The following is a 14,343-nucleotide window of genomic DNA, read 5'->3' as shown; positions in this document are numbered from 1 at the left end:
GCTCCTGTACCGGGCACGACAGCGCAAGGACATCGCGTACCTCGTCCGAGCGGAGTCGGACGCGTACCCGCTCTCGGCGGGCGACGGGGTCCCAGGAAGGAACACCCACGGGTGCGACTACACCGTCGTCAAGAAGTTCAGCCGTCCGCTGTCGATCGAGGCCATGAGGGCGGACCCGTCGCTGGCGGAGTGGGCCGCACTAAAGATCAACTTCAATGGGTCCGTCCACCGGGTGCCCCCTGCGATATGGAAGCGACTCCTCGACCGGTTAACGAACCGGCGGCCGGAGGAGCTCCGGTCCGCGATCGAGCACAGGGCCCGCGAGTTGGAGGACGAGCTTGCGCTCGAGCGGTACCTCGTCGACAACGGCGATATCTGGCGAAAGCTGGGCTACTCGCTCGAGCTGCGCGACCGGCAGCGCCGTTGGGCCGACCGAACCCGGGCCGACCTCGTCTACTGGGACAAGGCCGGCGGGCAGTACGTGGTCGTCGAACTCAAAGCGCGCACTGTGAATGGAGACACCGTCGGTCAGGTGCTGAGGTACATGGCCAACGCTCGGAACGAGCTCGCCGGCGGCCGACCGACGAAGGGGATCGTCATCGGAGCGGACCTAGGCAAGTGGGGCAAGTCCCTTCTCGAGGAACACCCGGAAGTCGCATTCGTGAGTCACGACGACCTCGGGGCGTCGGTCGTGCGGCGTAGAACCAAACGGACGAGGCTCCCGAAAGTCAGCTGAACGGCTGCGCCGACCAGCCCTCCCTCGCAGCCCCATACCGCAGGTGTCCCATAAGCCGCCTTCAGGGACACCGAGAAGTCCGAGGGCTAAGCCGGCCGTCCAGCAAGGCATCGCTTGGGACTCGGCTTCACGCAGTGACCGCCCCGGGCCGAGCAGCACTGGAGACTCCAAGATCACGAGGCATCACACCTCATGCACCCGGGCTCTGCCGAATCGTGGTGACGGGTTACTGGAGACTCGTCCGGAGCATTGACGGCATGGGAACCAGCGGCAGCCCCGAGCACCGAGCCCCACGGCGGGAGCGCGAGCGGCAACGGCGTCAGCATGCCCCAGGGACGACCCCGAAGGCCCGCTCGGACCTGGCCGCAGCGGACGTGCACGGTGCCGCGCGAAGGACCGCGGCGACGGCCTGCGGGTGGTGCGGCGGACCCATCACGTCGGGAAGACGGGGACCTATCCCCAAGTGGTGCTCGGCCACCTGCCGGCACCGCGCCTGGGAGCAGGCCCGGGCCGCGGCCTCGGGACTATCCGCAGTGGAGATCGTTGAGCGGCGCGTCGAAGTCCAGGTGCCTCTCGTGCCTACCCGGCGCGACTGGCCCACGCTGCTCGGCGAGCTCGCCGGCCAACTGAACGACGGGCGGGTCTACGACCGCGACCTGCCAGCCCTGGCGCGCGCCCTGGAGCCCGTACTGGAGGCTTACCGGCGACGCGCGCACCTCACCGGCGCTCCGTACCCGCACTGAACCTGACCTCCAGAACTTCTGCAGTAAGCAGACTGAGCCGCTCGACCCTCCAGTCGGCTGAAGTCAACGCGCGGGTGGGTGTGGCTGGGTAGGTACTGGAGATGTTCGGAAGGTCGCTCCCCCACGGTGTACGGCAGCCGTCACGCAGCAACGCGCGACTGATCCGGGAGGTCGACATGGGTGATCCGCAGCCGCTTCGGAACGTCATGGCCGCCGATCGGCTCCTCCTCACTCCCGAGGAGGCCGCGAAGGCCCTCCGCATCGGTCGCACGACGGTGTACGCGCTCATGAAGAGCGGGAAGCTGCGTCCCGTGCACATCGGTCGAAGCTGCCGGATAGCCCAGGCAGAGGTCGAGCGCTACGTTCGCCGGCTCCAGGCTCCGCCGTCCCGTCCACAGCCTTCGCCGGACGCGGCGTGAATCCACAGCACGTCTGCCCCTTACCTGAGTGCGCCAGGAGACTGAGCCCTCGGACGAGCGTCGAGGGGTAGCGGATGGCGGGACGCGCGTCGAACGGCGAGTCGACGATCTACAAGGGCGCCGATGGGCGCTGGCACGGCTACGTCTCCGTCGGCTTCAAGCTCGACGGCACACTCGACCGCAGGCACGTCAGCAGCAAGAGCCGCGCCGTCGTGGTGGCGAAGGTCCGAGAGCTCGAGCGCAAGCGCGACTCCGGGACGGTCGGTGAGACGTCGACCCCGACCGTCGCCTGGTGGCTCGAGCACTGGCTCACCACCATCGCGCCGCGCCGGGTGCGACAGCGGACGCTGGAAAGCTACGAGTCGGCCGTCCGCAAGCACCTGATCCCCGGCATCGGACGCCACCGGATCGACCGGCTCCGGCCCGAACACCTCGACCAGCTCTACACCGCCCTGCTGGCCGACGGCTACTCCCCTGCCTCCGTGCTGCGCCATCACCGCATCCTGTCCCGGGCCCTCACCGTCGCCGTCCAGCGCGGGCATGTCCCCCGCAACGTCGCCGCCCTCGTCGACCCGCCCGCCCAGCGCCCGAGCGAGGTCGCCACCGCCCTCGACCTCGGCGAGGCACGCGCCGTCCTCGAGGCGGCTGCCGGCGTGCGCAACTCCGCCCGCTGGACCGTCGCGCTGGCCCTCGGCCTGCGCCAGTCCGAGGCGCTTGCGCTGCAGTGGAAGGACGTCGACCTGCTCGCCGGCACCCTCACCGTGCGGCGCAGCATCCACCGCGTCCGCGGCGGTCTGGTCTACGAGGAACCCAAGAGCAAGCGCAGTCACCGCACCCTTACCCTGCCCCTCGCCCTGGCCGCCGCCCTGCACGAGCACCGGGCCGCCCAGCTCGGTGAGCGGATGCTTGCCGGCTCCGAGTGGCACGACGAGGACCTGATCTTCACCCAGCCCAACGGCCGGCCGATCGACAAGAAGACCGACTACGACGACTGGACCCGCCTTCTCGAGCAGGCCGGCGTCCGGCACGTCCGGCTGCACGACGGCCGGCACACCGCGGCCACGCTCCTGCTCAGCGAGAACGTGCACCCGCGGGTGGTCATGGAGCTGCTCGGCCACAGCCAGATGCGCACGACCATGGACATCTACAGCCACGTCATGCCGGCCCTCGCCCGCGAGGCGGCCGACCGGATGGGCGTCCTGCTGCTGCCAGGTAAGGGTCGATTAACTGCAACCAGAACTGCAACCACAGGATTGGTTGAAAGCGCGCAGGACGAAGAAAGCCCTGCTCAGATGGGTGGAGCTGAGGGGACTCGAACCCCTGACCCCCACACTGCCAGTGTGGTGCGCTACCAGCTGCGCCACAGCCCCTTGCCGACCCGGTCTGGTGTGTCCGGGCCGGGGGCAACTGTACAGGCCCAGGGGTCCCGGTCCGCGGAGGGGTGGCGACGCCCGCGGCGGACGCCACCACCCCAGAGCAGACTCAGGCCTGCTTCATCTGCGCGATGCGGATGTGGTTGCCGAACGGGTCGCGCAGGCCGAAATCGATGCCGTAGGGCTGGTCGACGGGGTCTTCGGTGATCTCCACCCCCTTCGCCTTCAGCTCCGCATGGGTCTTGTAGGCGTCGTCGCAGGCGAAGAACAGGTGGCCGCCGGCGGCGCCCTTGCTGATCAGCTCGCGCACCTGGGCCGCCGTCTCCTCGCCCATCGAGGGCGGGCCCGGCTTCTCCAGCAGCACTGCCCGGTCGGGCTGGCCGGGCAGGTTGACGGTGAGCCAGCGCATCGGTCCGAAGTTCACGTCGGACTGGACCTCGAACCCCAGCTTCCCGACGTAGAAGTCGAGCGCCTGGTCCTGGTCGGGCACGTAGATCTGGGTGATGGTGATCGCGTTCAACATGGGCAGAACGCTAGAGAGATCCGGGCCTGCGAACTTCTCCGAAACTGCTCACTTGCTCGGCCTCGACCACGCCATCGCGAAGCACGAGGGCACGGGCGGAAGCGGGCCGCGCCGGCGGTACTCGCGGGGCGACTCCCCCACGATCTCCCGGAAGACCCTGCTGAAGGTGCCGAGGCTGCTGAAGCCGACGTCCATGCAGATGTCGGTGACGCTGCGGTCGCCCGAGCGCAGCAGGAACATCGCCCGCTCGACCCGACGCCGCTGCAGGTAGCGGTTGGGCGTCTCGCCGAAGGTCGCCCGGAACGTGCGGATGAAGTGCGCCTCGGAGACGTGGGCGACCCGCGCCAGGGCCCGGATGTCGAGCGGTTCGGCGTAGCGGCGGTCCATCGCGTCCCGGGCCCGGAGCAGGCGGCGGTTGGAGTCCTCGGCCGCACTGCCCACGGGTGGATCAGATCAGACCCTGACTCCGCGGTCGTCCAGCCAGTCGATCGGGTCGATGCGCGGGCCGTCCTCGCCGCCCTGGTGCACCTCGAAGTGCAGGTGCGGGCCGGTCGACTGACCGCGGTTGCCGAGCAGGGCGATCGTCTCGCCGGCGTCCACGTACTGACCCGGCTCGACGAGGATCTCGTCCATGTGGCCGTAGACCGTGACGTCGCCGTTCTCGTGGAGGATGTAGACCGCGAGCCCGAAGCCGCTGGCGGCACCGGCCCGCAGCACCACGCCGTCCCCGGCGGCGTACTCCGGCGTCCGCATGGGTGCGGCCAGGTCGATGCCGTAGTGGAAGGTCCCCCAGCGGCTGCCGTAGCCGCTGGTGAGCCGGGCACCGTCGACGGGCAGCACGAACTTGGGGCGGGCCGCCTCGATCGCTGCGGCCTCCGCTTCGGCGCGGGCGGCACGTGAGGTCGCCACCTCCTGCAGGCGCGCCTGGGCCTCCGCGACGGTGACCGACGCCTGCGGCATGACCTCGAGGCCCTCGTCCCCGGCCAGCAGCGCCTGCTGGGCCTCCAGGACCGAGGTGGCCTCGGCCGAGGCCGCGGGGGCAGAGGTCAGCGTCAGACCGGCGGCACCGATGCCGCCTGCGAGCAGCGCCGCGAGCAGTAGCGCGGGCCGGCGGCTGACCCGGGCCGAGCCGTAGCGGCGGCGCGGGGCACCGTGGCGGGAGGAAGGACGGACGCCCACCAGGAGATCGGTGGCGGCCTCCCGGCCGATACGTGCGTCCATGCACCTGCCTGTCTGTGTGCGGAGCCGAAGGGGAGTTCGACGTGCCGCCATACAAACATTCCGTGACCCTCTCGTAACCGGGTGTTCGGCGCGTCGTCCGGGACACGCCGTGCGAGCTGCCTCACACTGCTCACCGGTCACAGGCGTTACTTCCACCGGTGTGATTCGTGGGAGACGACGCCCGGCGGAACGGGGGCTGCGGTGCGGATTCCTGTGCGACCGGACACGTTGCCGACCCCGGAAGGCCTTTCCGCTGGTCATCCGTACACCCGGCCGGGTGGTCGGCCGTTTCGCCGAACTCTTTCCGGGGCATGCTCGTTCTCCAGCGTGAAACATCCCGCGCGGATCCGAAGGCGCGCCCGGTAGCCGGGCGCGGGACCCCATTGCGCGGGGGCACCGCTACACCCTGTACTGCTGATCCACCGTCGGCCCGGGACCGGGACGGCCGCGATGAGCCGTGCCCACGAACGATGAGACGGAGGGATGCGTTGACGCAGTTCGAGTTCCTGTCGCCCCTCTCCCTGACCCCCGGGACAGCGGTTGCGACCCCCGTCTTCCCGGCCCCCGGCCCGGCACTCGACGAACCGACCGCCGTCCTGGGCGCAGACACCATCCGCCCGCTCTCCGATCAGACGCTCGGCCAGCACGCCGGCCACCTGCTCGTTCCCACCTACGACCGCTCGGCCCTCACCCCGGCCGTCGTCCACTTCAGCGTCGGCGGCTTCCACCGCTCCCACCAGTTGCTCTACTTCGACGACGTCGCCGAGCAGCGGATCAGCACCGGCTGGGGCGTCGTCGGCGTCGGCCTGCACAGCCGCACCATGAAGGACGCGCTGGCACCGCAGGACCACCTCTACACCGTGGTCGAGCGCAGCCCCGACGGTGAGCGCGCCCGCGTCGTCGGCGTCATGACCGACTACCACTACGCACCCGACGACCCCGCCGCCGTCCTCGACGTCCTGACCGACCGGCGGACCCGCATGGTGTCGCTCACCATCACCGGCGGCGGCTACCGGCTGTGCCCGCAGAGCGGGGAGTTCGACGCCGACGACGAGGACATCGCCTGGGACCTCCGGGAGACCGACCGCCCGCGCACCGTCTTCGGCTTCCTCGTCGAGGCGCTGGACCGCCGCCGGCGAGCCGGACTGCCGGCGTTCACCGTGGTGTCCTGCGACAACATGCACCGCAACGGGGACGCCGCCCGCGCCGCCGTCGTGGGCTTCGCGCGGCTGCGCGACGAGGTGCTGGCCCGCTGGATCGCCGACCGGGCCTCCTTCCCCAGCAGCATGGTCGACCGCATCACGCCGCACACGACCCCGGAGCAGCGGGCCGCGGTCGCCCAGCGCTACGGCGTGGACGACAACTGGCCGGTCATCACCGAGCCGTTCTCGCAGTGGGTCATCGAGGACGACTTCTGCAACGGCCGTCCACCGCTCGACGAGGTCGGCGTCCGCTTCGTCCCGGACGTCGCCCGCTACGAGCTCATGAAGACGCGCCTGCTCAACGCCAGCCACTGCGCGCTCGGCTACCTGGGCTCGCTCGCGGGCTACGCGAGCATCGACCGCGTCATGGCCGATCCGCTGTTCGCGGGCTACGTCACGCACCTGATGGACGACGAGGTGACGCCGCTCCTGCCCCCGCCGGACGGCATCGACCTCACGGAGTACAAGCGCACCCTGCTCCAGCGGTTCGCCAATCCGGCCATCGCCGACCAGCTCTCGCGGCTCTGCCGCCGCGGCTCGACGAAGATGCCGCACCACCTCCTGCCGACCCTGCGCCAGGCGGTCGCCGAGGGCCGGCCGCACGGCCTGCTCACCCTGGCCGTGGCGGCCTGGTTCCGCTACCTGCGCGGCACCGACGCCGGAGGCCGCGAGCTCCGGATCGACGACCCGCGCGCCGACGAGCTGCAGGCCCTCGCCCGGGCCGGCGGCACCGACCCCCGGCCACTGCTGGGGGACCACGCCGTCTTCGGCGATCTCGACCGGTTCCCCGCCTTCGTCGACGAACTCGAGCAGGCGCTCGAGCAGTTGGACCGGGACGGCGTCCGCGTGACCGTCGGAGCTGCACTGGACCGTTCCGGAAGACTGCCCTCATGAGCACCACCAGCACCCACGACCCGAGGAGGGCCCGCCCGATGCCGACCGACCCGACGCCGCTGCTCGAGCAAGTGCAGTACCTGCTCTGCGACGCCGACGGCAACCTCTTCCCCTCCGAGGAGCCGGCCTTCGAGGCCTCGGTCGAGGTGACGAACGCGTTCCTGGCCGAGATCGGCAGCCCGCAGCGCTTCACCGCCGGGGAGCTCCGGCTGGCCTCGACGGGGATGAACTTCCGGACGACGGCGCTGCGGCTGGCCGCCGAGGCGGGCGTGACCGATGTCGACGTCGAGCCGTGGGTGGTGGAGGAGAAGCGCGCGGTCTCGGCCCACCTGGCCGGCACCCTCCGGCCGCACGGGCCCACCTCCGAGGCGCTCACCCTGCTCGCGGCGCACGTGCCGCTGGCCGCGGTGAGCTCCAGCGCCCTGGCGCGACTGGCGGGCTGCTTCACCGCCACCGACCTCGACGAGCTCATCCCGGCCGACCGCCGCTTCAGCGCCGAGGACTCCCTCCCCACGCCCATCAGCAAGCCCGACCCGGCTGTCTACCTGCACGCCTGCGCGACGCTGGGCATCGCACCGGAGACCGGGCTGGCCGTCGAGGACTCCGTCGTCGGCGTCCGGTCGGCGGTCGCCGCCGGGTGCCCGACGATCGGCAACCTGCTGTTCGTGCAGGCGGCGGAGCGGGCCGACCGCGCCGCCGCCCTGGAGGCGGCCGGCGTGCTGGCCGTCGTCGACTCCTGGCAGGGCGTGGCCGACCTCCTCCTGCCGGCGCTGGCGCGCCGGGAGGCCCGCCGCGACCACGCACTGACGGGAGCGACCCGGTGAACATCGTCTACAGCGCCTTCCGCGGGCACTTCTCCGACAGCCCCCGGGCGATCTACGAGGCTCTCCTGGCCCTGGGTGCCGACTCCCCCGCCGCCGGCGCGACGCACACCTGGATGGCCGCCCCGCACCTGCGGGACACCTTCCCGGCCGACGTCGCGACCGTCGAGTTCGGCAGCCCGCAGTCGATCGCGGCACTGGAGAGCGCCGACATCGTCGTCTCCAACGACCACATCCCCCTCGACTGGGAGAAGCGCCCGGGCGCGACGTACCTGCAGACCTGGCACGGCACCCCGCTCAAGCGGATCCACAACGACGTCCTGTGGGCGCCCGAGGGCCGGCTGTCCTATCTCGAGCACGACATCGCCCGCTGGGACCTCCTGCTCTCGCCCAACCGGGCCAGCACCGAGCGGCTGCGCAAGGCGTTCGGCTTCTCCGGCCCGATCCACGAGACCGGCCTGCCGCGCAACGACCTGCTCAGCAGCCCCCGGGCCGGCGAGGTGCGGGCCGAGGTCCGGGCCGACCTCGGGATCACCGACGACCAGAAGGTCGTCCTGTACACCCCGACCTGGCGCGACGACCTGGTCTTCAAGAAGACCGGCCCGCAGGACTTCGAGTTCCCCGTCGACCTCGACGACTTCACCGCGCGGCTGGGCACCGACCACGTGCTCCTCCTGCGGCTGCACAACATGGTCATGGACCGGCTGGAGATCGTGGAGGGATCCGTCGTCCGCGACGTCTGCAGCCACCCCGACATCCGCGACCTCTACCTGGCCGCGGACATCCTGGTCACCGACTACTCGTCGACGATGTTCGACTTCGCCATCACCGGCAGGCCGATCCTCTTCTTCACCTACGACCTCGACTACTTCCGGGACGAGCTGCGCGGGTTCTACTTCGACCTCGCCGAGGCGGCGCCCACGCCGCTGCTGCGAACCAGCAAGGAACTGGTCGAGGCGATCGCCGACGTCGACGCGATCATGACCGAACGCGCCGAGGCCTACGCCCGTTTCCGGGAGACCTTCACCCACCTCGAGGACGGCGCCGCCACCCGGCGCGTCCTCGCCCTGCTCTTCCCGTCCGACGACAACAACACCGAGGGAGATGAGAACCGTGCGGACCTCTGATCGTGTTCTGGCCAGCGTCCTGCGGGGCCGCTCCCCCGCCACGGGCCGCGGCGCGCACCTGCACGCGGCAACCCCGCCGCTGCAGGTCGTCATCCTGGCCGCCGGCATGGGCACCCGCCTGGGCCGCGACCACCCCAAGCCGCTCACGCCGCTGCAGGACGGCCGCAGCATCCTCCAGCGCCAGCTCGACGGGCTGCGTGCGGTGCTCGGCGCCGACGTGCCGATCACGGCGGTCGTCGGCTTCCGCTGCGAGATGATCATGGCGGCGGCGCCGGACCTCACGTTCGCCTACAACCCCGACTTCGCCACCACGAACACCTCGAAGAGCCTGCTCCGCGGCCTGCGCAACTCGCGCGAGGGCGGTGTGCTCTGGCTCAACGGCGACGTCGTCTTCGACCCGGCGGTGCTGGAGCTCGTCCTCCCCCTCCTCCGCGCCGACCAGAGCTTCGTCTGCGTCGACACGAACACCGTCGCCGACGAGGAGGTCAAGTACACCCTCGACGCCGACGGCTTCGTGCGGGAGCTGTCGAAGACCGTGGTCGGCGGGCTGGGTGAGGCGGTCGGCATCAACTTCGTGTCGTCCGCCGACAAGCCGGCGCTGCTCGAGCACCTCGGTGCCTGCGACGTGACCGACTACTTCGAGCGCGGCATGGAGACGGCCATCGAGCAGCGCGGCCTGCGCTTCCGGCCGGTCGACATCTCCCAGTACGCGGCGGTCGAGGTCGACTTCGAGACCGACCTGGTTCGTGCCAACACGCTGCTCCCCGGCGACGTCCTGGACGAGGTGGCCGAGGTCGGCTGACCCGCGGCCCCGTCCCGGTCACCCGACCGGGACGGGCTGCCCCGGTCCGACCCCGGCGCGCGCGGCGTCCGCCTCCCGGAACCGCCGCACCGCCGCGATCCCGCCGACGACGAAGCCGGCACCCAGGCCCAGCAGCAGGGCGACCGCCACGCGGCCGGCCGCCTGGGGGCCGGCGGACAGCACGTTCGCCGACCACAGGACGTCGACGTCCGGCAGGCCCTGCACCAGCAGCAACCAGCCGAGGACGACGGCCAGCAGGCCGGTCATCGCGCCCCGACGGCGCCGCGCGGCGCGGAAACCGAGAACGGCGACGAGCACCGCCGTCAGCGCCGGGAGCATCGCCGCGAGCACGGCGCTCGCGTGCGAGGAGATCGTCTCCGGTGGCGCCGGTGTCGCGGCGGCGTGCCAGAGGGCGGCCGCCCCGCCGACCAGCAGCAGTGTGCCCAGTGGCCGCGCCGTCCGGGCCAGCAGGCCCGCGGCCACCGGGACGAGGGCGACGGCCGCGTAGATCGGCCAGACCAGCCACGGCGACGGCGGCGGCGTCCAGGTCAGCACGCCATCGACCGCGACCTCGGTGTCCCCGTGGACGAGCGGCACCGTCCATTCGAAGACCGTGTGCGCGCTGTCCGGGTCGGCGGCCACAACCGGCGGCAGTTGGTTCTCGCTCATCCAGTGCGTGCGGTGGTCGTGCCAGACGTACGTGGGCTCCGTCGAGACCTGGACCCAGTCCGGCTCGGAGCCGCCCTCGGCCTTCTCCGGGACGTCGACCCGCGCGAACCGGTCGAGGTTGATGTAGGTGGCGGCGCTGTTGGCGTTGCGCCAGACGCCGTCGGGGCCGATCCGGAGGTAGGGCTCGTCGTCGTAGCCGGGGACGACCACCTCGGTCGCCGTCCGGTTCACCAGCTCGAGCTCGTCGCCGAACTGCAGGACGCGCACGGTCAGGCCCGGGACCTCCGGCGTGACGGAGAGGACGCGGCCGTCGTAGTTGCTGCCCGCCGCGCCGCCGCCGACATGCGCCGAGGCCGGCCCCGCGAGCGCGAGCAGCCCGAGAACCCCGACCACGACGACGAGCAGGCGGGCGGCTCCGCGGCTCACGCCGCTGCCGCCACCACGCCGAGGTCCGCCGCGATGTCCTGCGGGGTGTTGCCCGCGTCGAAGGCGACGTGCGCCTCGTCGTCGCTCCCGTACAGCAGCAGCAGCGAGGAGTGCTGCCGGCCGTCGTCCTCCGCGAGCGGGACGCCGGTGGACAGCTGGGCCTGCTCGATCGCCTCCTGGTTCCCGGTCAGCCCGATGAAGCGGGTGGGCAGGTCGGCGTCGAACTGGGCGAGGTACTCCCCGAGCACCGGCGGGGTGTCGAACGCCGGATCCGTCGTCACGAACACGACCTGCAGGTCCTGCACGACCGCCGGGTCGACCCGGCGCAGCGCCACGGCCACGTTCGCCATGGTCGTGGGGCAGACGTCCGGGCAGTTCGTGTAGCCGAAGAAGAGCAGCGTCGGACGCCCGGACGTGGCCGCCGTGAAGTCGTACGGCGCGCCGGCGGTGTCGGTCAGCGTGAAGGACGGCCGGCGGTAGGGCTCGACCAGGTCGAGACCGGCGAACGCGTCGTCCGGCCCCTCGACCTGCGCGGGGCCGGCGGAGTGGTCGTGCCCGCCGTCCCCCTCGGCGGTCGCGCTGCCCCCGCAGCCGGCCAGGACCAGGCCGGCGCAGAGGGACAGGGCGACCGCTGCCGGGCGCAGGCGGCTGCGGACGGCGGAACTCACGAGGACACGGTACGTCGGTTCGCCCGGACCCCGAGGACGGTGGCCGCGACGGCTCCGAGCAGCGCCACGATCGACAGGAAGAGGGCGAGCCCGCCCGGCGAGTCCGAGACGTCCGCGTGGCCGTGGTCCTCGGTGGCGGACCCGCCCGCCGCGGCGCTGTCGGTCGTGGCGGCGTCCGCGGCGACGAGCGAGACGGTGGGCGCAGGGTGCTCCGGCTCACCCTGGCCGTCGACCGTGGGTTCGATCCACGCCGACTCGGTGCCGTCGCTGTAGAGCTGCACGGTCGGGAAGGAGAGCGAGTCGGCGTCGGGGAACGGCCCGCCCGACAGCGCGAACTCCTGGAACTGGCCCGGTCCGAAGCCGCCGTCGGTCGCCCGGAACTCGACGACCGACACGTAGGAGCTGATCTCCTGCCCGTGGTTGTCGATGGGCTGCTCGAGGTCGGTGGTGGTCAACGTCGCGGTCCAGCCGGGGACCGGCTGGGTGCTCAGCGAGGCCAACGCCGCCTCCTCGGGGATCTGGATCCGGAGCCCGACCGTGAAGGCGGCGTCGCTCTCGTTGGGCACGCGGAAGGTCAGCTTCCCGTAGCCGCCGGGCGAGGCGTCCTGCGAGGAGACCGTCACGTGGGCCGAGGCCACCGCCGCGACGGTGATCGAGGCGGCGAGCGCGGTGAGAGCGGCGAGGACGACGACGCCGAGCCGGGAGAGGAAGCGGGGCAGGGACACGGAACTCCTGTTCAACGGGATGGAGGGAAAGGCTCTGGTGGGGAGTCAGCGCACCGGGAACTCGGTACGGGCGACGGTGGCTGTGAACTCGTCGAGGCGGACGCTCACCGCGAGCGTCCAGGTGCCGGCTCCGGGGATGTTCATCCCGTCGGCGACGTAGTGGCCCGGTCCCGCAGGCTGCAGCTCGACGTCGATGGGGCCGATCTCCTGCGCCGCCTCGGTGAGGCTCACGGTGATCCCGGCGGGCTGCGTGGGAGCGCCGGCGTCGTCGAAGAGGTAGACGTGCAGCGTGTTCGCCCCCGGCCGGGCGGGGTCGACGGACAGCTGGACGCTGCCCGACGGCCCGGCGCTGCCTTCCAGCGGCAGCAGCACGTCCACCGGCTCGGCGACGGCCGAGCGTGCGGGTGGCGTGCCGACGAGGACGGCGGACAGCACGAGGACGACGGCCGCGATCGTGGCCTCCACGAGGATCGAGCGACGCAGGGCCGGCACGTGCTCGGCGGCGCTCTCCGACTGGAGGTGCTCGCGCATCTCCGCGGGCGCGTCGTCCTCGTGGGGCTGGTCGTGCTGCGGGCCGCCCCCCACGGCCGCGAACGCGTGCGCGGCGATGCTGCGCCGGGCGCCGGGACGCGGCCCGCGGACGCCGAGGCGCTGCTGCACCCAGACGCGGGAGATCCCCGCCGCGGCGAGGAGGACGGCGACCAGGACGAGCTTCGCGACGAGCACCCATCCGTAGGTCGTGACGAACAGCGCGGTGGGCGACTCCACCTCGCGGACCGCCTGCACGGTGCCGCTCACCACCAGCGCGGCCACCGAGACGAAAGCCAGCCGCGAGAACCGGGGCAGCACCCCTGCGAGGTCGTCCGGCGCGACGTCGGGCCGGAGCACCGCCGCGAGCAGCCCGGCGAGCCCGCCGAGCCAGACGGCCATGGCGGCGACGTGGACGACGGTGACCGTGACCGCCAGGCCGGGCCAGGGCCCGGCGACCGGATGCCCGACGGCCGCCGTGCTGAGCACCACACCGGCCGCCAGCACCGCGCCGGATCCCACCTGCGCCGGGGACGGCGGCCCGCCGCGACGCCAGACCTCGCGCAGCAGCACCGCGAGAGCCACGCCGAGGACCGCCCGCGCCAGCAGCGCCCAGCCGATCGAGGACTGCGCGGTGGCGGCCAGCAGCCCGGGGTCGGCCACGGAGAGCAGCCCCGCGGCCGCCGTGTACGGCCCCTGCAGCAGGAAGCCGGCGAGTGCGGCGATCGCGACCGCGACCGCGCCGCCCACGGCGAGCCGGCGCAGGCGACCGGACGACCAGCCGGCCGGCCAGCAGACCAGCGCCAGGAGCGGCACCCCGATGGACAGCGCGAGGCCGGCGAACCCGGCCCACCGTGCCGCGGGCAGGGCGAGGGCGACGGCCGGGTCGGTGGTGTCGGCGTCGGCCGCCGCCCCGGCCGCGACCAGTTCGGCGTCGCCGACGACGAAGGAGAAGGAACCGGAGATCGGGTGCGAGTCGGCCGAGACGACGCGATACGTCACCAGGTAGCCGGTGTCGTCGGGCAGGTCACTGCGCGGGGTGAGGGTGAGGGTGCCGCCGTCGACCGAGGCGGTGCTCACGTGGACGGTCCCGTCCGCATGGAGCAGGCGCACGTAGCCGGCGCCGATCGACACCGGCTCGCTGAAGCGCAGAGTGACGGTGTCCGGCGCCCGGTCGAGCCGCGCACCCTCGGCGGGGTCGGTCGACACCAGCTCGGCGTGGGCCGCGGCCGGACCGGCCGCGACGATCCCGGCCAGGAGCCAGCCCGTCACGAGGGCGACGAGCAGGGCGGTGACGCGCCTCACGCGTGCACCCGCCGGGCGGCGACCGCGCGCTCGGCCGACCGCCGGCGGCCCCGCCAGGCGAGCGCGGCCACGAGGCCGACCCCGGCGAACAGGAGCACGTGGGCGACCGCCCGATCGGCGTGCACGTGACCGGCGCCGAGGTCAGCGAGCGTGACCGGGAG

The 14,343-nt window shown here is 72.3% G+C and carries 14 protein-coding genes and 1 tRNA gene; 6 read left to right on the top strand and 9 right to left on the bottom strand.

Annotated features, from left to right (window positions below; genetic code table 11):
* Together E4P40_RS21325 and E4P40_RS21320 are read left to right on the top strand one after the other, a co-directional pair.
* The coding region (locus E4P40_RS21325; protein WP_135160457.1) for an EVE domain-containing protein at positions 1-736 on the top strand (736 nt) is incomplete at its 5' end.
* Between the two features lie 575 nt (positions 737-1,311).
* Entirely contained in the window at positions 1,312-1,479 is a 168-nt protein-coding gene (locus E4P40_RS21320) for a hypothetical protein (RefSeq protein WP_245160489.1), read from the top strand.
* Between the two features lie 439 nt (positions 1,480-1,918).
* On the opposite strand, the gene E4P40_RS29085 is transcribed toward E4P40_RS21320, so the two are convergent.
* The 5 genes from E4P40_RS29085 to E4P40_RS21290 form a co-directional block, all read right to left on the bottom strand.
* Complete coding sequence (locus tag E4P40_RS29085; protein WP_245160488.1) at positions 1,919-3,016, bottom strand: hypothetical protein; 1,098 nt, start codon at positions 3,014-3,016, stop codon at positions 1,919-1,921.
* 179 nt (positions 3,017-3,195) lie between these two features.
* Positions 3,196-3,268: transfer RNA gene (locus E4P40_RS21305), tRNA-Ala, on the bottom strand.
* Positions 3,269-3,380: 112 nt separating this feature from the next.
* Positions 3,381-3,794, bottom strand: a complete 414-nt coding sequence (locus E4P40_RS21300; RefSeq protein WP_135160455.1) for a VOC family protein — start codon at positions 3,792-3,794, stop codon at positions 3,381-3,383.
* Positions 3,795-3,842: 48 nt separating this feature from the next.
* Complete coding sequence (locus E4P40_RS21295; RefSeq protein ID WP_245160487.1) at positions 3,843-4,235, bottom strand: AraC family transcriptional regulator; 393 nt, start codon at positions 4,233-4,235, stop codon at positions 3,843-3,845.
* 12 nt (positions 4,236-4,247) lie between these two features.
* Positions 4,248-5,015, bottom strand: a complete 768-nt coding sequence (locus E4P40_RS21290; protein ID WP_135160454.1) for a M23 family metallopeptidase — start codon at positions 5,013-5,015, stop codon at positions 4,248-4,250.
* 488 nt (positions 5,016-5,503) lie between these two features.
* On the opposite strand from E4P40_RS21290, the gene E4P40_RS21285 reads away from it, so the two are divergent.
* The 4 genes from E4P40_RS21285 to E4P40_RS21270 are packed head-to-tail and all read left to right on the top strand — an operon-like array spanning position 5,504 to position 9,861.
* Positions 5,504-7,111: a mannitol dehydrogenase family protein gene (locus E4P40_RS21285; RefSeq protein ID WP_245160486.1), complete on the top strand. Its 1,608-nt coding sequence runs from the start codon at positions 5,504-5,506 to the stop codon at positions 7,109-7,111.
* Entirely contained in the window at positions 7,108-7,935 is an 828-nt protein-coding gene (locus E4P40_RS21280) for an HAD-IA family hydrolase (protein WP_209305451.1), read from the top strand. The genes E4P40_RS21285 and E4P40_RS21280 overlap by 4 nt, the downstream gene beginning before the upstream one ends.
* Positions 7,932-9,059 (top strand): CDP-glycerol glycerophosphotransferase family protein, encoded by a 1,128-nt coding sequence (locus E4P40_RS21275; RefSeq protein WP_135160453.1) that lies wholly within the window; start codon positions 7,932-7,934, stop codon positions 9,057-9,059. The genes E4P40_RS21280 and E4P40_RS21275 overlap by 4 nt, the downstream gene beginning before the upstream one ends.
* Complete coding sequence (locus tag E4P40_RS21270; RefSeq protein ID WP_245160485.1) at positions 9,046-9,861, top strand: phosphocholine cytidylyltransferase family protein; 816 nt, start codon at positions 9,046-9,048, stop codon at positions 9,859-9,861. The genes E4P40_RS21275 and E4P40_RS21270 overlap by 14 nt, the downstream gene beginning before the upstream one ends.
* An 18-nt stretch (positions 9,862-9,879) precedes the next feature.
* On the opposite strand, the gene E4P40_RS21265 is transcribed toward E4P40_RS21270, so the two are convergent.
* From E4P40_RS21265 to E4P40_RS21250, 4 genes are read right to left on the bottom strand one after another with little or no spacing between them, the layout of a single operon-like run.
* Positions 9,880-10,956 (bottom strand): hypothetical protein, encoded by a 1,077-nt coding sequence (locus E4P40_RS21265; protein ID WP_135160451.1) that lies wholly within the window; start codon positions 10,954-10,956, stop codon positions 9,880-9,882.
* Positions 10,953-11,624, bottom strand: a complete 672-nt coding sequence (locus E4P40_RS21260) for an SCO family protein (RefSeq protein ID WP_135160450.1) — start codon at positions 11,622-11,624, stop codon at positions 10,953-10,955. The genes E4P40_RS21265 and E4P40_RS21260 overlap by 4 nt, the downstream gene beginning before the upstream one ends.
* Positions 11,621-12,349: a YcnI family protein gene (locus tag E4P40_RS21255; protein WP_135160449.1), complete on the bottom strand. Its 729-nt coding sequence runs from the start codon at positions 12,347-12,349 to the stop codon at positions 11,621-11,623. Before E4P40_RS21255 ends, E4P40_RS21260 begins: the two co-directional genes overlap by 4 nt.
* Before the next feature lie 45 nt (positions 12,350-12,394).
* On the bottom strand, positions 12,395-14,182 hold the full coding sequence (locus tag E4P40_RS21250) for a FixH family protein (RefSeq protein WP_135160448.1): 1,788 nt from the start codon (positions 14,180-14,182) through the stop codon (positions 12,395-12,397).
* Positions 14,183-14,343 lie beyond the last annotated feature (161 nt).

The sequence above is a fragment of the Blastococcus sp. CT_GayMR20 genome, from assembly GCF_004570345.1.
This window is presented reverse-complemented; position numbering and strand designations above follow the sequence as displayed.